The sequence below is a fragment of the Glycomyces sp. NPDC049804 genome (genome assembly GCF_040674615.1).
GTDB lineage: Bacteria > Actinomycetota > Actinomycetes > Mycobacteriales > Micromonosporaceae > Glycomyces > Glycomyces niveus.
Genome location: NZ_JBFAMQ010000022.1, coordinates 1 through 17453 on the forward strand (window position 1 = coordinate 1; position 17453 = coordinate 17453).

Below are 17453 nucleotides of genomic sequence, written 5' to 3' on the forward strand. Positions count from 1 at the left end.
AGTGCTTTGAACGAGGCACACCACGGCAAGACCAGTGAGACCGCCAGCGCGCGTAGGGCACTGCTCGGCCGGGCAATCGAGGACCCGGGCTCGCACCGCCGCACGCGCACGGCGAACAGGCCCTCGCGCACCGGCGTCATCATGGTGTGCAAGGGAAGCACGACCCGCCGAGGTGCCGCAGTGCGCTCTCGGGACGGATCGCCGCAGCAAGGCGAATCGCCTGGGGACACACCGGTGAGAGGCGTGCGGAGTAAGCATGCAGCGCCGGTACACCGGCAGTGCCGTGCCCAGGGGAGATACGCCGATCCGGGCACCGGTGCGAGGCACGACAGCGGCAGAGAGGCCCTCCGGCCGACGGTTCCCCGGCCGACCAGGCTGCGGCGCCAACCGCTGGATCACCCGGCAGCGCCTACAACCGCCGCATCATGGAGAGAGGGGGAGGGTGAGCGGACGGCTGTGGCGAAACGGGTTCGCCGCGGCCTCACCCGGGCCGGTGCCCGGTCTCCAGGCCATCGAGGTGGCCCGTGGAGGCGATCGACACCGGGCGCAGGCCGTCGATCACCGTGATCGCCCCCGACGGCACACCGTCCGCGAGCAGCGCCTCCGGCACCGCCGCGTCCCCGACGAGCGTCCGCAGCAGGTCCACCGTCACCCCGCCATGGCACGCCACCGCGATCGGCTCGTCGCCGCCGCGCTCCTCCAGGAACTCCCTGAACCGCGCCCCCGCCGCCCGCGACGAGTCGCCCACCACCGGAACGAAATCCCGGTCCGCGCTGGCCCGTGCCCAGTCCTCGGCGAACCGCTCGAGCGGCACGCTCCCGTCCCAGTTCATCCGCTCCGCCACCCGCGCATCGACCAGCACCGGCAGGCCCGCCACCGCCGCGACCGCTTCCGCGGTCTGCCGCGCCCGCGCCAGCGGGCTCGCGTACACCGCCCTGAGTCCCTTGTCCCGCAGCCACGCCGCGGCCAGCGCCGCCTGCTCCCGCCCGCGCGCCGTCAGGCCCGGATCGCCCGGGACCCGCTCCTTCTCGCCGTGCTGCACTATGTACACGATTCCCATCGCCGCAGCGTAGCGCCGGAGGTAAGGCTGGCCCCACCTTTTATTCGGCGGCCAACGTCAATGTGCCGCAACGCGGATCGCCATAACGTCATAGCCATGAACAAGACCCCCGCCGCCGCCCGCCACCGCAGCGCCTCCCTCACCGAACAGGCCGCCGCGTCAGGCCTCGCCCTCACCCAGGGCGGCCGCCGTTGGCACCGCCCGCTCCTCGTCCTCGGCATCGCCTGCGGCGTCGTCGCCCTCGCCTCCCTCGCCGCGATCCCCTTCGACGACCGCCTCATCAACGGCGAGAGCGTCTGGATCAAGGCCTTCAAGTTCGGCTTCTCCTTCGCCACCTACTGCCTGAGCCTCGCCTGGCTCCTCTCCCACATGACGAAGCTCCGCCGCACCGGCTGGGCCTTCGGCACGCTCTTCGCCGTCATCAGCGCGGCCGAGGTCGGCGTCATCGTCGCGGCCGCCGCGATGGGCACCTACAGCCACTTCAACACCTCCGAGGACCCGTTCAACCAGGTCGTGCAGCTCGCCTTCCAGTTCGTGCCGGTCATGTTCATGGCCAACCTGGTGATCGCCGTGATCGTGCTGTTCCAGCGCATCGGCGACAAGGCCGTCACCGCGGTCGTCCGCTGGGGCCTGCTGCTCTCGACCCTCGGCATGTTCGCCGCGTTCTTCATCGTCACCGTCGGCGGCCAGGGCGAGCGCACGGCGGTGGACGCCAACGGCGACGAGGTCGTCCTCAACGCCGGGCACGGCGTCGGCGACCTGGACGGCAACGGCATGTTCCTCACCGGCTGGTCGACCACCGGCGGCGACATGCGCGTCCCCCACTTCATCGGCCTGCACGGCATCCATGTCCTCATCGGCGTCGCGATGCTCTTGGGCTTCGTCGCGGCCCGCCGCGCCTGGATGCGGGACGAGCGCTTCCGCGCCGCGATCGTGCGCTGGCTCTCCGTCGGCTACCTGGGGGTCTTCGCCACGACGGCGGTGCAGGCGGTGCGCGGCCAGTCGTTCGTCGCCCCCGACGCGGCGACGCTCGCCGGTTTCGCGGCCTCGGTGCTCGTCGCGGCCGCCGGTATCGCGCTCACGGTCCGCAAGGCCCGCAAGGCGAACCCGGTGCTGGACGGCTCGCACGAGGTCATCGAGCCCGCCCTGCCGGTGCGATAACGCTTTCACTCAAGGATTGCACCGGGGCCGCCCCAGCCGTAGGCTGTGGGCGGCCCCGTTCCCCACGAAGGAGGCATTGTCTTCATGGAACCCCTGCGTCCCAAGCGATTGGAGCCCGGCGACACGGTCGCGATCGCGGCTCCGTCCGGTCCCGCTCCGCTCGAGCGGCACCACGAGCTGCGCGCGGCGGTCGCCGTCATCGAAGACCTCGGCTTCCGCGCCCGCGTGACGCCCCTCGTCGAATCCGGCGACCACCACTTCTGGCGCGCGGCCGCGCCCGAGGTCCAGGCGGCCGAGCTCAACGGGCTCCTCGTCGACCCCGAGGTCCGCGCGATCATCGCCTTCAACGGCGGCAACGGCACCACCGCCTACCTCGACCGCATCGACTACGACGCCGTCCGCCGCGACCCCAAGCCACTCCTGGGCTACAGCGACATCACCGCCCTCCACCTGGCCCTGCACTCCCAGACCGGACTCGTCGGCTTCCACGCCGACCTCGCTCACGGCTTCAGCGGCGTCCACTGGCCCCAGTCCCCCGAGCGCCACGCCGCGATCCGCGACCTCGTCTTCGGCCTGCTCACCGGCAAGATCGACGACGTGAGCCTCCCGGCCGAGAACGCCTGGGAGACCTGGAAGCCCGGCAAGGCCGCGGGCCGGCTCGTCGGGGGCCTGCTCGACCGGATCATCAATGTGCAGGCCTCGCCGTACGCGTTCGCGCCCGAGACCTGGGACGGCGCGGTGTTCTTTTGGGAGGACGTGGGCCGCAACCTCGGCCACGTCTGGAACCAGCTCCACGTGCTGCGCATGCAGGGCGTCTTCGACCGCGTCAGCGCCATGGTGGTGGGCATCCCGCTCGACGTCGCGATCCCCGATGGAGCCCCTGGCGGACCGGTCTCGGTGCGGGACGTCGTCCTCGACGTGCTCGGCGACTACCGCTTCCCCGTCCTCGCGGGTGTCGACTTCGGACATACCGGCCCCAACCTGCCGATGCCCATCGGCACGCGAGCCGAGGTGGATGCCACCGCCCGGACCCTGCGGCTCCTGGAATCGCCCGTCGACCAGGGCCTGTCCTGAGGTCCGTCGTGCCCGGCCGCGCTGAGCGGCCGGGCGGTCTCGGATATCGCCGGGCCGACGGGTACTGCTCGTAGCAAACGTTGCGGGCCAGCGGGCTCCGGCCGGGCGGCGGCGCTCCTCGGCCGCGTACCCGACGGACACCTCGCCGCCGCCACACCTACCTGCTCGCCATGTTCTTGGTGCGAACAATTTCCGTGAGGTCGGCGCAACCGTTCTCGTCGTCTGCCGCGTCTCCTGGTCGGTGCGCGCCTTCTGGTCCTTCCAATTCAGAGGAGACTCTCCATGCGGAGACGAAAGAGCATGGCGGCGGCGGCCGTCGGTGGGTTCGCGGTGGCAGGGATGGCCGTGATTCCGTTGGCGAACGCGAATGCGAACGAGTCCGGGCCGCCGGCGGCGGCCGAGGCGGTGCCGGTGTCGTCGGCGGCCGTGGGCACCGTCGTCCTTCCAACCGGCGACCGGGTGACCGTGGCGCCCAACGGCGTCACCGGTGTTGCACCGGCCGCGGGCCGGGAGGACGTCCACTTCTTGGCGCTCACCACGCCTTCGGGGGACCGGATCGTGTTCCCTTCCGACAAGGTGGAGGCGATCCGCTTCGGAGAGGAGGACGCGCGGCGGTACAACGTGTCGCAGTTGCTGGAAGGCGGCCACACCGCCGCAGCCGCCGTCCCTGCGGCCGAACTCGATGCCCGCGACTACGACGGCCTCGTGCCGGCCGGGAGCGAGATGGCCGCCAAGGGCGACACGCAGAAGCTCACAGTCGCCATCGCCGACATCTCGGGGGAGGTCCCTGACGGGAACCTCATCGGCGCCTATAACGCCGCCACCGGCGAAGAGGGGTACTTCTCGTTCGACGAAAAGGGCGTCGCGACAGCGGAGCTGCCCAAGGGCGAGTATCTCGTGTTCGGCGAGGTCTGGAACGAGGACGCCGACGGCTCGCAGACCGAACTCGTCATGGGGATCACCGCAGTGACCCTCGGGAACAAGCCCGTCAAGACCGAGTTCAACGGCGCCGACGCCTCGCCGGTCACCGTCGATGTCGACCAGCCGGACGCCGTCGTCGACAGCGCGATCCTCGGCGTCGGATTCCAGGGCGCGTCCCAGGCCGAAGGGACCGGCTCCGGGATCACGGCCTTCCCCGGGCCGGACACCGACGTCTACGTGCTGCCCGAACCCGAGATGCCCGAAGGACCAGTACTCGACTTCATCTACCAGCCGCTGCTGTCGAGCCCCGCGGACGCTGAGGAGCCGTACCTGTACAACCTCGCGTTCGGCGAGATCGGCGGCTACCCCGAGGATCTGTCGTTCTACGTCTCGGATGACGAACTCGCGGTAGAGAAGACCACCTACAACAGCTTCGGCGCCGACCTGTCGGGCACGACCTGCGACTCGGGCAACCCGACCGGCTCGGTGAACGGCGGCTGGTGCCTGGGGATCCCCACTGAAGCGCCTTCGACACGCACCAACTACCGCAGCGCCGGACCCGAGGTCGAGTGGAACGGCTACAACGAGTTCGGCGTCTTCAACGCCGAAGGCATAATGATCGACGGCTTCTCCGACACCTACACCGGTGCCGTGCTCGAAACAGGCGACACCGCTGTCACCAAGGGCCACGGCCTGTTCGGCGCCGGGGCCCCCGAGATGGTCCTCTACGGCGGCGACCCCGCCGCGACGACATACCTCTTCCCGGCCGTGGGCTACAACGGCGAGAACGTCAAGCTCATCGGCTACAGCGGCACCGCCGAACTCAGCCTCGACGGCGAAGTGCTGGGCGAGTTCGACGGCGCCGGTTCGGCACTGGTCGTTGACGCCGCGCTCACCGAGGCCGGCCGCTACACGCTGACCTCCGAGTCGACCCGCGGCACCGACACGGTGCCGTTCGGCACGAGCAACACCTTGGCCTGGTCGTTCGACCTCGACCCCACTGCGCTGGCCGACGGTGAGGAGTCGCGGCCGTCGCTGCCGGTCGTGGCGATGCGCTCCGAAGGCGTCGAACGCGGCTACGCGGTCGCCGCTGAACCGCTCGAGATCAGCCTCGACCTGGCCGTCGCACGGCACGCGGCACCGGTCACCGCCGAGTCGATGACCTTCCAGGTCTCCTACGACGACGGCGTCTCCTGGACCGACGTCCCGCTCGACTTCGACGGCTGCACCGCGACCGCGACCCTCGAACACCCTGAAGGCGCCGAGTTCGCCTCGACCCGCTTCACCGCGACCGACGATGCCGGAACCGAGGTCGAGCAGACCACGATCCGGTCCTTCGGCCTGAAGTAGGAGTACAGGGCCCGGCGGGACAACCTGCCGGGCCCTTTTCCGGTGAAGGCCGTGACTGGTGACCCCTCAGCCTTTTGGCCAGGTCGGGATGATCACTGCATCCAAGCTCGGCTGCGCCTACCTGCACACGGCCTTGGACGATCACTCCCGCACCGCCCGCACCGAGATCCTGCCCGACGAGACCAAGGAGACCGCGACCAGTTTCATGGCCCGCGCCCTGGAACACGTCCGGGCCATCGGTGTCGAGCGGATCCTGACCGGCAACGGCCCCGGCCACCGCTCGCACCTGTGGCGAGACCTACTGGCCGACGTCGACATCAAGCACAAGCGGATCCGTCCATACCGACCCCAGGCCAACGGGAAAGCCGAACGCTTCCACCGCACCCTGGCCGACGAATGGGCCTACGCCCGCCCCTACCGGTCAGAAAGCGAGCGCCGCGACGCCCTCCCGGCATGGCTGCACTGGTATAACCACCACCGCGGCCACACCGCACTCGGAGGCCAATCACCCGCCGCCCGCGTTCCCAACCTCACAGGGCAATGCAACTAGACGTTTCTTGCACAGGCGGGTTGCTCCGGCAATTCGGCGCGCGTCAATGGTTGCTTTCTTGTGGACCTTCAGGCACGGTTGGTAGACATGAAGATCCGAACGGCAACCCCCGCAGACGCCGATGAGATGGTTCAAATCCGCACCGCGGCATGGCGAGCGGCCTACGCCGGCCTGATCGACGCCGACGTGCTCGCCGGGCTCCCCGAAGTGGCCTCCGAACGCTACGTGCGCCGCCTCGCCGACCGTCCCGACCTCGAACTCACCCTCGTGGCCGAGAAGGGCCCGTACGTCATCGGCTTCGCGGTCTTCACCTGGGACCACACGGAGGCGACCGAGGAGGAGGCCGGGCCCGGCACCCCCGGCGAAGTGCGGATGCTCTACGTCCACCCCGACCACTGGAGCCGCGGTGCGGGCCGCGCCCTCATGCGCGAAGGCGAGCGGTGGCTCGCCGAGCAGGGGCTCTGGCCGGTGCGGGTGTGGGAGCTCGAGGGCAACGAGATCAGCCGCCGCTTCTACACGCGGTACGGCTTCGTCCCCGACGGCGAGCGCAAGACCGAGCTGATCAGCGGGGCCGAGCTGCCGTGCGCGCGGTCGGTGCTCCCGAAGGACCACCGCGTCGAGGACTGAGCAGCATTATGGGCCGGAATCGCTTCCGGCCCATGAAGACTGCCCACTACTTGACGACGTCGAAGACCTGCTTCTGGATGCCGTTCTTGTAGACCTCGTGCTCGACCAGGTTCAGCAGGGTCGCATCCTTGTCGGTGGTGCTGAACAGGCGCTTGCCCGCGCCGAGGAGCTTCGGGAAGACCAGCAGGTGGTAGCGGTCGACGAGCCCGGCGTCCGCGAGGCTCTGCCCGAGGGTCGCGCTGCCGTGCACCGAGATCGGGCCGCCTTCGGTCTCCTTGAGCGCGGCGACGTCGTCGAGCGAGCGGAGGATCGTGGCCGGCCAGCGCTCGTCGTCGTGCTCGAGGGTGGTGGAGACGACGTAGCGGGGCATGGAGTTGTAGCCGGCGAACTCGTCGACCATCGTCGGCCACACGGGCGCGAACGCCTCGTAGGAGCGGCGGCCCAGCAGCAGCGCCCCGGCCTCGTTCTGCTCGCGCTCCTTGAGCTCGTAGGCCTCGGGCACGAACTCGATGTCCTTGAAGGTCCAGCCGGTGTTGCGGTACCCGGCCTCGCCGCCGGGGGCCTCCATGACGCCGTCGAGGGACACGAACGCGGTGATGATGAGCTGACGCATGTGACTGGCCTTTCAGTAGTGAATTCTTGTTGCTCTCACTCACTATGACGAGGCGCCCCGCGGGGATTCATCGCTTGCCGGGAAAACTTTCTCGCGGATCAGGCGGCGGGGAGCCGCAGGCGGGCCACGATCGGGGCGTGGTCGCTGTTGCGCTTGTCGAGCACTTCCCAGTCGAGCACTTCGATGCCTTCCTCGGCGATCACATGGTCGAGGGTGACGGCGGGGATCTTGACCAGGCCGTTCAGGTAGCCCTCGGTCGGCTGCCAGGTGGCGTCGAGTCCTTCCCCCATGGCCTCGGCGGCGTCCGTGTACCCCGAGTCGAGCAGTTCTCGCATGTTCTGGTGGTCGATCGTGGCGTTGAAGTCCCCGGCGAGCACCCACGGCAGGCCGCCGTCAGGGCGCGGCAGCTGCTCGTAGTCCTCCTCCCACAACGGGATCCGCTCGGCGGAGGCGGGCGCGGCCGGGTGCGCGGCCATGAAGCGGATGTCGGTGCCCTCGGGCAGGTCGATCTCGGCGGCGATCTGGTAGAAGATCGCGTCGCGCCCGACCGTCTCGATCCGCTCGAGCGGGTACCGCGAGTACAGGCCGGTCCCGACCGCGAGGTCGTCCGGTTCGAGGATCGAGTACGGCATCATCTCGTCCAGGCCCCGCTCGGCGAACGCGTCGGGCGCGCCGGGGGTGAGTTCCTGGACGCTCAGCAGGTCGGGCTGGTGCTCTTCGATCATCGCCATGATCGCGTCGAAGTCCGCGTTCCCCACATACAGGTTCACCGACATCACCGTCAGCTCCGCCCCGCCGGCGGCCTGCGGCTGCTCGTCGGCCACGACCCGCGGCACGAGCACCACCGCGAGCCCGACCGCGGCGGCCGCGGTGACCCCCGCGGCGAGCCAGTGCCGGATCGCCGCCTGCATCCCCGCCCCGACGAGCGCGGCGACCACGAAGTACGGCACGAACGCCACCGTCGTCACCAGGAAGAACCCGGTCTCCAACCCCAGCAGCCGCACCAGCGCGTACACCACCGCACCGGCCGTCCCGACCCACGACAGCACCCGCAGCCACCGCCACCGGTACCAGGGACGCGGCTTCGCAGCCCCGCTTCCAGGGACGGTCTCCAACAAGACGGTGGCATCGCTCATGCGCCGGGAGCTTACAGTCCCCCGTCCATAGCCGAACGCGGCCAAGGCGACCCCGGCATGCGGATGGGCTGGTCGGGGATGGGGAACGCGGGGATGGAGACGCTTGGCGAGCGGCGGGCGCCGTGGCGGGATTCGATCGGACTGCGGCGCGCCGACGGCGGTTCGCCGGTGGCCGCTTCGGTCGCCGGGGAGGCCCCGCGCGCGCCGAACGCGCAGATACCCGACCTGTCGCGCGCCCTGACCCGGCGGCGTTCGACTTGCCTATCCGCTTGGCCCGCAGGGACTACGACCCGGGCGAGGCATGACCTGGGGCGACTGCGGCGCCTTCGAGTGGACCATCGGCCGCGAGGTCCTCGCGGCCCGCCGGTTCGACAGGGTCGAGTGCTCCTGGAGCCGCTACTGAGCGCCTTCGATCCGACCGAGGACCAACGCCGCGACCGGCCCGTACGCCGGATGCGGCTCCCAGCCCTCGCCGCGTGATCGGGCGGCCTCCAGGTCGGTGAGCATGCGGTACAGCAAGGCGCGCAGCAGCATCTGCGGCCACGCGGCGAGATGGGCCCAACGTTCGACCAGCGCCGCGTCGCCGCCGTGCCAGCACAACGCGTCGACCACGGCCACCGCCGCCGCCCAGGACGTCGGGCGCCAGTACGGCGCCCAGTCGATGATCGCCGGAGGCAGGCCCGGCTCGTAGAGGACGTTGCCGAGCAGGTCGCCGTGCACCAGCTGCTCCCTGACCGAAACCGGCACCCTGGCCGCCGTCAGCCGTCGCAGGGCGGGCGCCCGCACGACGGCGTCCAGGTCCCAGGAGACGCGGTCGGCGCGGCTCCACCAGTTGTCCCGGACGGCCAGGAAGTTCGGGCGCGGCACGTCCGCGAGCAGTCCGTGGAACGCCGCACCGGCTTCGACGGCGTCGTCGCAGCGCCTCGGATCGGTGCGCCCGGGCAGGTGGTGCCAGGCCTCCCAGCCCTCGTGCAGCCAGTCGCCGGAGGCCGCGCGCAACGGCCGGGCGAAGCGGACCCGGTCGGTGTCGGGCAGCGCGTCGAGCACCGAAGCCCGCCAACGGACCTCCGCCGCCAGGCCCGCCGGTTTGAGGACGATGCCGCCGACCCGCCAGGTCTCGCCTTGGCCGCCGTCGAGCAGCCGCGGCTCGCCGGCGGCGGCGAACGCGGCGAGGACGTCTTGCGGCGGCTTATGCGGCATCGGGCAGGAAGTCCGCGACCGTTGCGGGGGCTTTCGGCATGCCCCGCAGCATGTCGATCATCAGATCGAGCGCGGGCGTGCGGGTCTGGCCGAGATAGAACGACGCCGACCGCAGGCCGGTGACCAGCATGTAGCAGCGGATGCGGTCGAGGCCTTCAAGAGTCGCGCCCGCGGCCGCCGCGCGCGCCTGCGGGACCATGTTCGCCATGACCCGGCTCCAGAACAACTGGTAGGCCACGTCCCACAGCGGGTCGCCGACCATCGCGGTCTCCCAGTCGATGACGCCGATCCCGCCGTCCTCGCCGACGATCAGGTTGTCGCCGGTGAAGTCGCCGTGCAGCAGCCGGTCGAAGTCCGGAAGCGTCCGCACCTCGGCCAGCACCGATGCCGCGAGCTCCTCCAGGAATGCCCGATCGGCCTGATCGGCGATCTCGGACCAGGACTCGGGCACACCCCATGCGACGGCGCTCGCCCACGACGGGGCGCGGCCGCTGCCGGTGACCGGATCGATCCCGCCGTAGCCTCCGGCGGCCACGGGGACGTCGTGGATGCGGCGCAGGGTCTCGGCAACGGCGGGCGCGGCGGCCTCAGCCGCAGGCAGGTCCAGGTCGCAGAGCCGCGACCCGGCCAGGCGAGTGCTCACGCAGAACCAAGCCCCGTCGAGCGCGCCGATCGCGAGCACGTCAGGAACCCTGATGCCGTGGTCGAGCCGGCTCGCCCAAGCGTCCAGGTCGAAGCCCTCCCGCCGGAGGTTCACGCGCACAACGATGTCGCGGCCGTCGGCGACGGCCCGGTAAGCCTGCGAGTTCTCCCCCTCGGTGACGGCCTCCCACGCGGCGACCGGGCCGATCTCCCCGGCGATCCGCTCGCGGACCACTGCGGCGTCGATCATGGGTTTCCACATCACCGCAGGCTAAGCCGTCCCCGGTGCCCCGGCAACTGGATTGCCGGCTACCCCTTCTCCCAGACCGGCACCGGCGCCAGCCCGACCTCAGCGCGGGCCTTGTCCGTCAACTCCTGCACCAGCGCCGTCTTCGCCCGCGCGTACTCGCCCGGCCCGATGCCCGCGGCGACGATCCCGCGCTTGAGCCGGGCGTACCGGTCCGCGTCCTCCGGATTGGCGCGCAGGAAGTCCCGCAGCAGCCGCTGGTTCCGCGCCGGCCAGCTCGCCTCGGTGACCACGTGCAGGATGTGGGTGCGGACCCCGTCGTCCGCGCGCACGAACAGCGCACGATCGCGCATCCCGTTGTCGTGCGGCAAGAACCCGAGCCCGGCCAGCGCCGCCTCATGCGGCGGCACCGCATCGAGTTCCGGCACGGCGGCCATCAGGTCGATGATCGGCTTGGCCGCCAGCCCGGGCACCGCCGTCGACCCGATGTGCTCGATCGCGGCGAACAGGCCGGGCGCGGCGGCATCGAGAGCGCCGATCATCGCGGCCGCCTGCCGCGGCCAGTCGGGTTCGTATTCGACGACGCGAAGACCGATCGACATGCGCTTCCTCTACTCGTCGGATCCGCGGGCGGCCAGCCAGCGGCGGATCGGGTCGTACTGCGCGAGACGGGGATCGTGCGCGACGGCCGACCGCGCGAAGGAGCCGCGCAGTTCCTCGAGATGGCCGATGAGCTGCGCCCGCCCGGACGTCGCGCTCGGGGCGGCCTTGAGGTCCTCGGGCAGCGGCCGGGACCGGTCGAGCCGTTCCGCGTCGAGCCAGGGCACCCTGAACAGCCGGACTTCGTCTGCGACGCACTCGAAGACGGGATACTCGGCGCCGGATCCGGGGTAGAACGCGATGATCCCGGTCCGCCCGGCCGCGAGCGCCTCTAGCGCCGCGTCCAGGTTCTCGAAGAGTTCGACGATGTCGGTGTAGTCGAGGGTGCGTTCGCGGTCGCCGAACCCGCGGAGGTGCGCCATCACGTAACGCGTCTCGAGCAGCTGGGCGGCGCAGACGAGGGCGGCGAAGTCCGTCGGCCCGTCGATCTCGATGGAGGCATGCAGGTCGGCGTGCAGCTCGTCGATCGCCGCCTGCGGCTTGCGCTCGTGCGGTGTCCACTCGATGCGGAGCATCGGTTCTCCTTGCGGGGCTTACCAGGTGACGCGTTCGATCACTTCGATGTTGGCGGCGCGAAGGTCGGGGCGCCAGCGGACGAGCGCGATCTCGCGGGTGGTGATCGAGCCGAAGTCGACGCCGGTGCGGGCGTCGACGTAGGCGGCGACCTCGGGTTCGGGGACCGCTTCGCGCGGGACGAGCAACGTGATGTGGGCGTTGTCCCGGTACCGGTCGCCATCGCCTCCGGCGGGGCCGAGGTTGCCGATCGGGATGCGGGCGTCGCGCATGCGGCGGCGCAGCTCGAGGAGGTCGGCGTTCGGGTAGCCGCGCACGTAGAGCCCGCCCCGGGACCCGCCGAGGCCTTCGAAACGGGCGGCGATCGGACCGAGGTCTTCGGCCGCTGCTTTGAGCTGCCCGAGATAGTGGTCGATCTGGTGCTGCGGCACGGTGCCCTGGAAGCCCTCGAGGCTCCGCACGGTCATGTGCAGGTCGCGCGGCACGTAGTTGAGGTGGGTGCCGCGGCAGCGGGCGGCGATCGCCGCTGATTCGGCCGCGATCCGGTCGGCGAAGCCGCCCTCGGCGCGGACCACCAAACTGAGGCCGAAACGCGGGACGCCGTCGCGCGGCACCGGATCGGGATGGAACGTGCCCTCGGCGAAGGCGGTCCGGCCCGCAGCCCATTCCCGCTCGTAGTGCGCCCGCAGGCCGGCGTGGTCGGGTCGGGGGAAGGACAACGTGACCTCCAAGGCGGTTGCGGCCGTAGCGCCCCGACCTTAACCCGATCGACGCCGCGGGCGCCGCACGCTCAGCCCGCGACGATGCGGACGATCGCCGTCCCGTCCTCGCCCAGATGCAGCAGGTCGACCGCGACCTGGCCCGCTGCGACCTCGGGCTCCGGGGGCACCTCGGGGATGCCGCTGCAGACGACACCGGCGCTGGATTCGGTCAAGAAGACGGTGCACCCGGGCGTGATCGAGGCGCTGCTGGTACTTCCCTCGCCGTTGTTCGTGCTGAGTTGGACCTGGTCCGCGGCGACGTCGGCGACCACCATCGTGAACGCCCCGTACTCGATTTCGACGCCGGCACGGACTTCGACTTCGCAGCGGGAGTCGCATTTCGAGTAATCGGTGCCGTCAGCCGCCGAAGGCGGTACCTCGGTCGGCTGCTCAGAAGGCTCCGCGGAAGACTCCTCGGTCGGCTCGGCGCCGGCGGTGGTGACGGCATCCGTGCCGGTGCTTCCTGCGTCGTTGTCGGCGGATCCGGAGCATCCAGTCAGGGCGAGCGCGGCGAGCAGCACCGCGGCAGCGGGGTGGCGCCAGGCGAGGGCGATCGTGGAGGACATGCGCGGAACATAGGCGGTGCCGGCCGGGACCGGTCCCGGCTGCCCGCTTGGGTTGTAGGGCATGCCCCTTCCCACCCGCATCCGCCTCCGGCCAACCGAAGCAATGCCCATGACGATCCCACATGGGTCCGGCAATCGCGCGTTTCGGCTGTTCGCGGGCGCTGTCGGACCCCGGTGGGACCCTTGTCATCGGGGGATTCGAGCGGCGACACACCCGAGTCAGGGGCCGCCGGGCCGCGGCGTGTCGCGCCGCCGCGTCGGTTCCTGTCGTGTGTCAGGGGCGGGGTCAGTGCGATGACAGGTCGGCGACAGCCGCCGGGGTCAAGCTCTTGGACATGAACAACGAGCAGAGCCTCACGGCCGCCCCCCAGTCCGCCGCCCGCAACCGCAGCCGCTTCGTCGAGAAGCTGCTCGCCGACAAGCACTCGATCCCGTTCTCGATCGCCCTCCACCTCGTCCCCGGCGCGCTCATCGTCGCCGTGTACGCCTTCGTCGCCGCTCCTCTGGTGCGGGCCATCGAATACCCGCCGTTCCTCGCCTGGGCCATCGCCCTGTGCGCGGTCCTCTCCCCGCTCCAGTTCGGGCTGCTGTGGCTCGGCAAGCAGCAGACCGGCAAATACACGCTCCGCGGTTTCCTGTCCTACATGGATCGGCCGGTGTCGCGCGGCAAGGTCACCGGCATGATCGTGTTCTGCCTCCTGTGGATGACGGTCGTCTCCCTCGCCCTGCTCCCGCTCGACAACTTCCTCTACGACGCCGCGTTCTCGTGGATCCAGTACGAGGGCACCGGCGACAGCGCCACCTCCTACCTCAACGGCTACTCCCGCGAGATGCTGCTGACCACCCTCCTGATCTGCGGCCCGTTCACCGGGTTCATCCTGCCGCTCATCGAGGAGTACTACTTCCGCGGCTTCCTGCTCCCCCGCCTGCCGCAGCTCGGCAACTGGGCGCCCGTCTTCAACATGACCCTGTTCTCGATCTACCACTTCTGGGCGCCCTGGACCGTGCTGTCGAAGCTGGTGTTCCTCTTCCCCGGCATCTGGCTCGCCTACAAGAAGCAGGACATCCGCATCTCGATCGGCATGCACCCCGGCTCGGCCCTGCTCCTGACCGTCGTCGGCGTCATCGCCGTCGCCCTCGGCCGCACCTCCCTGTAGGACCTCACAACGACACCGGCCACCGCTCTGGGGGACGAGGCACCGGCCTCGTCCCCCAAAACCGTGTCCTCGGCACCGTGGCGCCGCCCCGGCGCTAGTCGTCGACGAGGCCCGCTTCGTACGCGGTGATCGCCGCCTGGACCCGGTTCTTGGCTTCGAGGCGGGTGAGGATGGTGCTCACGTGGTTCTTCACGGTGCCTTCGGAGACGTGGAGCCGCTTGGCGATCTCGTGGTTCGACTCGCCCCTTCCGATGAGCGCCAGCACTTCGCGCTCCCGCGGTGTGAGGGCGTCGATGCGCTCCCGGGCAGGCGCGACCCGGTCGAGCCTGCCGTTGTTGAGCTTCGTGATCACCCGCTGGGCGATCCGCGGGGAGAGGTAGGCCGCGCCGTCGGCGACGGCCTTCACGCCGATGATCAGCTCGCGCGGATCGGCGGCTTTCAGCATGAACCCGCTAGCGCCCTGCGAGAGCGCCTGGGCCACATAGGCGTCCTCATCGAAAGTGGTCAGCATGACCACCGCGACCTCGGGCATCACCCGGCGCAGCTCGGCCGCCGCCGCGAGGCCGTCGAGCTTCGGCATGCGGATGTCCAGCATCGCGACGTCGGGCCGGTGCGCGCGGGCGAGTTCCACGGCCTCGGCGCCGTCCCCCGCCTCGGCGATCACCTCGATGCCGGGGTCCGTGGCGAGGATGGCCGCCACACCGGCCCGGATCATGGCCTCGTCGTCGGCGAGCAGTACGCGGATCATCGGTTCCCCTGCCATGTCACGTCGAGCTTGGCGTTCTCAAGCGGCACTTCGGCCCGCACTTCGAAGCCGTCGCCGACCGGCCCGGCCTTGAACGTGCCGCCCAGGAGCCGGACCCGTTCTTCGAGGCCGACCAGGCCGCTGCCCTTGCCCGAGGCGATCTCGACGTGCCTGCCGCTGTTGCGCACCGACACGCGCGCCACCGCATCGGCGACCTTCACCGTGACCTCCACCTTCGCGCCCGGCGCGTACCTCGCCGCGTTCGTCAGCGACTCCTGGACCACCCGGTGCACGGTCCGCCCCGCGAGCGGCGGCAGCGGGACCGCGTCCGTCGCGAAGTCGACCCGCATGCCCGCGTCGACGGCCCGCCCGACCAGGGCCTCGACCGACTCGTCGAGCGGTGCCGCCGGGGCCTGCTCGTCGCGCAGGATCCCGATGGTCTCCCGGAGCCGGTCGGTGGCGTCGACCGCGTTGCGGCGCAAGGCGGCCGCCGCTTCGCGGTTCTCCCCGGTCATGGCGGGGGAGAGCTCGAGCGCCCCGGCCCGAAGTGCGATGAGCGCCAGCTCGTGCCCGAGCGAATCGTGCATGTCGGTAGCGATCCGGGCCCGCTCCTGCGCCCGCGCCCGGCCCGCGACGAGTACGCGTTCCCGTTCGAGGCGGCTGACGCGCTCGGCGGCGGCGGCGATGAGGTCGGCCTGCTGCCGCCGGAACCGCCCGATCAGCCACGGCAACACCACGAACGACCCGAAGGTGAGCAGTGTGATGAACGGGTCCCGGTCGCTGAGGGTGCCGAGCAGCGCCCCGAGGACGGCGACGCCGCCGAGGATCCACCAGCCGTACCGGGCCGTCAGCCGCCACCCGTGCAGATAAGCGGCTGCGGCCACCAGGACGAGGAGCGCCTGCCGCGACATCGGCACCGCGAACGTCGCCACGCCGTCGACCAGCCCGGCCGTCGCGATGACCGCCAGCAGCGCCTGGTCCCTGATGCGGCCGAGTCTCATGCGGCCGAGCCTACCGATCGGAGCCGGAGCAGGCGCGCGATCGCCGTCGCCGTGCCGGCCAGTGCCGCGGTCAGCAGCATGAGCGTGAGCGGGATCGCGAAGTAGAACACCGACGGCCAGGTCACCGTGCGGCCGTTCGAGATGAGCGAGACCAGGGCCGGGTAGGACAGGAACACCACCGCGGGGAGCAGCACCGGGATGAAGCGCAGCGCGATCCGCCACGCCGGTCGCCCCCGGCGCTTCGCGGCCCAACTGCGGGAGCGGGCGACGCCGAGGACGCCCAGTGCGATCGCGACGACCGTGAGCGCGGCGAGCGCGAGCTGGATCATGCCGTCGCCGCTCGGCTGCCCGGGCTCCTCGCCGTTCGCCATGGCCGCCAGGGCTTCCATCGCCGTGTAGGTCACGTCGGTCATGCCGGCGCCGTTGGTGAGGACCGCGATGCCGTAACCGGACTCGGGGTCGATCCACTCGACCGCGTTGAAGGTCATGAGGTTCCCGGAGTGCACGAGCGTGCCGTCCGGTTCGACACCCCAGCCCATGCCGTAGTCCTGGACCGGGGAGGGCGTGTGCATCGCGGCGAGTCCCGCCTCGGACACCAGTTGCGGGCCTTCGCCGTTCTGGGAGATGAGCCACCGCCCCATGTCGGCCGCGCTCGTGATGACACCGCCCGAGCCCGAGTTGTCGAGCATGCCGTCGGGCTCGACGCCTCGCGGCGTCCACACGCCGAAGAGGTTGTTGTAGCCCCGCCCCGGGTCGAGGGTCTCATCGCGGGTCGCGCTGTGCCCCATGCCCAGCGGGCCGAAGACGCGCTCGGCCATGAACGTCTCGAACGGCTGCCCGCTCGCGACCTCGACGAGGCGGGCCGCGACGTTGAAGTTCGGGTTGCAGTACTCCCAGTCGGTGCCGGGATCGGTGGCGAGGGCGTCGTCGGCGAGACGGGCGACGTAGTCCTCCAGGGAGGAGGCCGCTTCGAGTTCGACCACGTCGATCGTGGTGTCGGAGAACCCGGAGGTCTGGTTCAGGAGCTGGCGGACGGTGATCTCGGCGGCCCGCGGGTCGGCCATCGTGAACGCGGGCAGCTGATCGGCGACGGGTTCGTCCAAGGCGATCGCGCCTTCCTCGGCGAGGATCATGACGGCCATGGCGGTGAACGACTTCGAGACCGAGGCGACGCGGAACGGCGTGTCCGCGGTGACCGCGTCGCCGTTCGAGTCGTGCCCGTACCCAGCGGCGTGGACGACCTCCTCCCCGCTTGTCACGACGACCGAGAGCCCAGGCACACCCGAGGTCTCGTACAGGTCGGTCATGTAGGCGTCGATCGACTCAGGGGTCAGTTCGGCCGCGGGCGCGGCGGCCGCCGCCGGGGCGGTGAGGGTGAGGGCGGCCAGGGCGATCGCGGTGAAGGCGAGGCCTCTGGCGAGTCGCGGTCGGGCGGGGTGGTGCGGTTCGTTCGCGTGCATGTCTTGAAG

The 17453-nt window shown here is 70.7% G+C and carries 18 protein-coding genes and 1 pseudogene; 7 read left to right on the top strand and 12 right to left on the bottom strand.

Annotated features, from left to right (window positions below):
- Positions 1–481 precede the first annotated feature (481 nt).
- Positions 482–1060: a histidine phosphatase family protein gene (locus AB0K52_RS23420; RefSeq protein ID WP_363536160.1), complete on the bottom strand. Its 579-nt coding sequence runs from the start codon at positions 1058–1060 to the stop codon at positions 482–484.
- 96 nt (positions 1061–1156) lie between these two features.
- On the opposite strand from AB0K52_RS23420, the gene AB0K52_RS23425 reads away from it, so the two are divergent.
- The 5 genes and pseudogenes from AB0K52_RS23425 (at position 1157) to AB0K52_RS23445 (ending at position 6743) form a co-directional block, all read left to right on the top strand.
- Positions 1157–2221, top strand: coding sequence for a hypothetical protein (locus AB0K52_RS23425; RefSeq protein ID WP_363536163.1), 1065 nt, complete (start codon positions 1157–1159; stop codon positions 2219–2221).
- A gap of 84 nt (positions 2222–2305) precedes the next feature.
- A complete protein-coding gene (locus AB0K52_RS23430) occupies positions 2306–3295 on the top strand; it encodes an LD-carboxypeptidase (RefSeq protein ID WP_363536166.1) in 990 nt (329 codons plus the stop codon).
- A 282-nt stretch (positions 3296–3577) separates the two neighbouring features.
- Complete coding sequence (locus AB0K52_RS23435) at positions 3578–5566, top strand: hypothetical protein (protein WP_363536168.1); 1989 nt, start codon at positions 3578–3580, stop codon at positions 5564–5566.
- 118 nt (positions 5567–5684) lie between these two features.
- Positions 5685–6116: pseudogene (locus AB0K52_RS23440) on the top strand (integrase core domain-containing protein); the annotation flags it as partial.
- Between the two features lie 126 nt (positions 6117–6242).
- Positions 6243–6743 carry a GNAT family N-acetyltransferase gene (locus AB0K52_RS23445; protein WP_363536171.1) on the top strand — a complete coding sequence of 167 codons (501 nt, stop codon included), beginning with the start codon at positions 6243–6245 and terminating at the stop codon, positions 6741–6743.
- A gap of 46 nt (positions 6744–6789) precedes the next feature.
- On the opposite strand, the gene AB0K52_RS23450 is transcribed toward AB0K52_RS23445, so the two are convergent.
- A complete protein-coding gene (locus AB0K52_RS23450; RefSeq protein ID WP_363536174.1) occupies positions 6790–7356 on the bottom strand; it encodes a dihydrofolate reductase family protein in 567 nt (188 codons plus the stop codon).
- A gap of 98 nt (positions 7357–7454) precedes the next feature.
- Positions 7455–8492 (bottom strand): endonuclease/exonuclease/phosphatase family protein, encoded by a 1038-nt coding sequence (locus AB0K52_RS23455; protein WP_363536177.1) that lies wholly within the window; start codon positions 8490–8492, stop codon positions 7455–7457.
- 301 nt (positions 8493–8793) lie between these two features.
- Here AB0K52_RS23455 and AB0K52_RS23460 point away from each other — a divergent pair, with 301 nt between their 5' ends.
- Entirely contained in the window at positions 8794–8895 is a 102-nt protein-coding gene (locus AB0K52_RS23460; RefSeq protein WP_363536180.1) for a DUF1963 domain-containing protein, read from the top strand.
- Here AB0K52_RS23460 and AB0K52_RS23465 read toward each other — a convergent pair.
- From AB0K52_RS23465 to AB0K52_RS23490, 6 genes are all read right to left on the bottom strand, one after another.
- On the bottom strand, positions 8889–9692 hold the full coding sequence (locus AB0K52_RS23465; protein ID WP_363536183.1) for a TIGR02569 family protein: 804 nt from the start codon (positions 9690–9692) through the stop codon (positions 8889–8891). The two genes, AB0K52_RS23460 and AB0K52_RS23465, sit on opposite strands and share 7 nt — an antisense overlap.
- Positions 9682–10596 carry an aminoglycoside phosphotransferase family protein gene (locus AB0K52_RS23470; RefSeq protein ID WP_363536186.1) on the bottom strand — a complete coding sequence of 305 codons (915 nt, stop codon included), beginning with the start codon at positions 10594–10596 and terminating at the stop codon, positions 9682–9684. Before AB0K52_RS23470 ends, AB0K52_RS23465 begins: the two co-directional genes overlap by 11 nt.
- Before the next feature lie 47 nt (positions 10597–10643).
- Positions 10644–11183 carry a GrpB family protein gene (locus tag AB0K52_RS23475; protein ID WP_363536189.1) on the bottom strand — a complete coding sequence of 180 codons (540 nt, stop codon included), beginning with the start codon at positions 11181–11183 and terminating at the stop codon, positions 10644–10646.
- Positions 11184–11192: 9 nt separating this feature from the next.
- On the bottom strand, positions 11193–11756 hold the full coding sequence (locus tag AB0K52_RS23480; protein ID WP_363536192.1) for a hypothetical protein: 564 nt from the start codon (positions 11754–11756) through the stop codon (positions 11193–11195).
- Between the two features lie 18 nt (positions 11757–11774).
- On the bottom strand, positions 11775–12473 hold the full coding sequence (locus tag AB0K52_RS23485) for a hypothetical protein (RefSeq protein ID WP_363536195.1): 699 nt from the start codon (positions 12471–12473) through the stop codon (positions 11775–11777).
- 71 nt (positions 12474–12544) lie between these two features.
- Positions 12545–13081 (bottom strand): hypothetical protein, encoded by a 537-nt coding sequence (locus AB0K52_RS23490; protein ID WP_363536198.1) that lies wholly within the window; start codon positions 13079–13081, stop codon positions 12545–12547.
- A 335-nt stretch (positions 13082–13416) separates the two neighbouring features.
- Between AB0K52_RS23490 and AB0K52_RS23495 the strand changes: the two genes are divergently transcribed.
- Positions 13417–14238: a CPBP family intramembrane glutamic endopeptidase gene (locus AB0K52_RS23495; RefSeq protein ID WP_363536201.1), complete on the top strand. Its 822-nt coding sequence runs from the start codon at positions 13417–13419 to the stop codon at positions 14236–14238.
- A 94-nt stretch (positions 14239–14332) separates the two neighbouring features.
- Here the strand turns inward: AB0K52_RS23495 and AB0K52_RS23500 are convergent, their stop codons facing one another.
- The 3 genes from AB0K52_RS23500 to AB0K52_RS23510 are packed head-to-tail and all read right to left on the bottom strand — an operon-like array spanning position 14333 to position 17444.
- Positions 14333–14986 (bottom strand): response regulator transcription factor, encoded by a 654-nt coding sequence (locus AB0K52_RS23500; RefSeq protein ID WP_363536204.1) that lies wholly within the window; start codon positions 14984–14986, stop codon positions 14333–14335.
- Positions 14983–15984 (bottom strand): histidine kinase, encoded by a 1002-nt coding sequence (locus AB0K52_RS23505; protein WP_363536207.1) that lies wholly within the window; start codon positions 15982–15984, stop codon positions 14983–14985. Before AB0K52_RS23505 ends, AB0K52_RS23500 begins: the two co-directional genes overlap by 4 nt.
- Positions 15981–17444: a serine hydrolase domain-containing protein gene (locus AB0K52_RS23510; RefSeq protein ID WP_363536210.1), complete on the bottom strand. Its 1464-nt coding sequence runs from the start codon at positions 17442–17444 to the stop codon at positions 15981–15983. The genes AB0K52_RS23505 and AB0K52_RS23510 overlap by 4 nt, the downstream gene beginning before the upstream one ends.
- Positions 17445–17453 lie beyond the last annotated feature (9 nt).

Excerpts from the sequence above, each read along its gene's own strand:
- AB0K52_RS23420 (WP_363536160.1), bottom strand. The coding sequence starts at position 1,060 with ATGGGAATCGTGTACATAGTGCAGCACGGCGAGAAGGAGCGGGTCCCG.
- AB0K52_RS23425 (WP_363536163.1), top strand. The coding sequence starts at position 1,157 with ATGAACAAGACCCCCGCCGCCGCCCGCCACCGCAGCGCCTCCCTCACC.
- AB0K52_RS23430 (WP_363536166.1), top strand. The coding sequence starts at position 2,306 with ATGGAACCCCTGCGTCCCAAGCGATTGGAGCCCGGCGACACGGTCGCG.
- AB0K52_RS23435 (WP_363536168.1), top strand. The coding sequence starts at position 3,578 with ATGCGGAGACGAAAGAGCATGGCGGCGGCGGCCGTCGGTGGGTTCGCG.
- AB0K52_RS23445 (WP_363536171.1), top strand. The coding sequence starts at position 6,243 with ATGGTTCAAATCCGCACCGCGGCATGGCGAGCGGCCTACGCCGGCCTG.
- AB0K52_RS23450 (WP_363536174.1), bottom strand. The coding sequence starts at position 7,356 with ATGCGTCAGCTCATCATCACCGCGTTCGTGTCCCTCGACGGCGTCATG.
- AB0K52_RS23455 (WP_363536177.1), bottom strand. The coding sequence starts at position 8,492 with ATGAGCGATGCCACCGTCTTGTTGGAGACCGTCCCTGGAAGCGGGGCT.
- AB0K52_RS23460 (WP_363536180.1), top strand. The coding sequence starts at position 8,794 with ATGACCTGGGGCGACTGCGGCGCCTTCGAGTGGACCATCGGCCGCGAG.
- AB0K52_RS23465 (WP_363536183.1), bottom strand. The coding sequence starts at position 9,692 with ATGCCGCATAAGCCGCCGCAAGACGTCCTCGCCGCGTTCGCCGCCGCC.
- AB0K52_RS23470 (WP_363536186.1), bottom strand. The coding sequence starts at position 10,596 with ATGTGGAAACCCATGATCGACGCCGCAGTGGTCCGCGAGCGGATCGCC.
- AB0K52_RS23475 (WP_363536189.1), bottom strand. The coding sequence starts at position 11,183 with ATGTCGATCGGTCTTCGCGTCGTCGAATACGAACCCGACTGGCCGCGG.
- AB0K52_RS23480 (WP_363536192.1), bottom strand. The coding sequence starts at position 11,756 with ATGCTCCGCATCGAGTGGACACCGCACGAGCGCAAGCCGCAGGCGGCG.
- AB0K52_RS23490 (WP_363536198.1), bottom strand. The coding sequence starts at position 13,081 with ATGTCCTCCACGATCGCCCTCGCCTGGCGCCACCCCGCTGCCGCGGTG.
- AB0K52_RS23495 (WP_363536201.1), top strand. The coding sequence starts at position 13,417 with ATGAACAACGAGCAGAGCCTCACGGCCGCCCCCCAGTCCGCCGCCCGC.
- AB0K52_RS23500 (WP_363536204.1), bottom strand. The coding sequence starts at position 14,986 with ATGATCCGCGTACTGCTCGCCGACGACGAGGCCATGATCCGGGCCGGT.
- AB0K52_RS23505 (WP_363536207.1), bottom strand. The coding sequence starts at position 15,984 with ATGAGACTCGGCCGCATCAGGGACCAGGCGCTGCTGGCGGTCATCGCG.
- AB0K52_RS23510 (WP_363536210.1), bottom strand. The coding sequence starts at position 17,444 with ATGCACGCGAACGAACCGCACCACCCCGCCCGACCGCGACTCGCCAGA.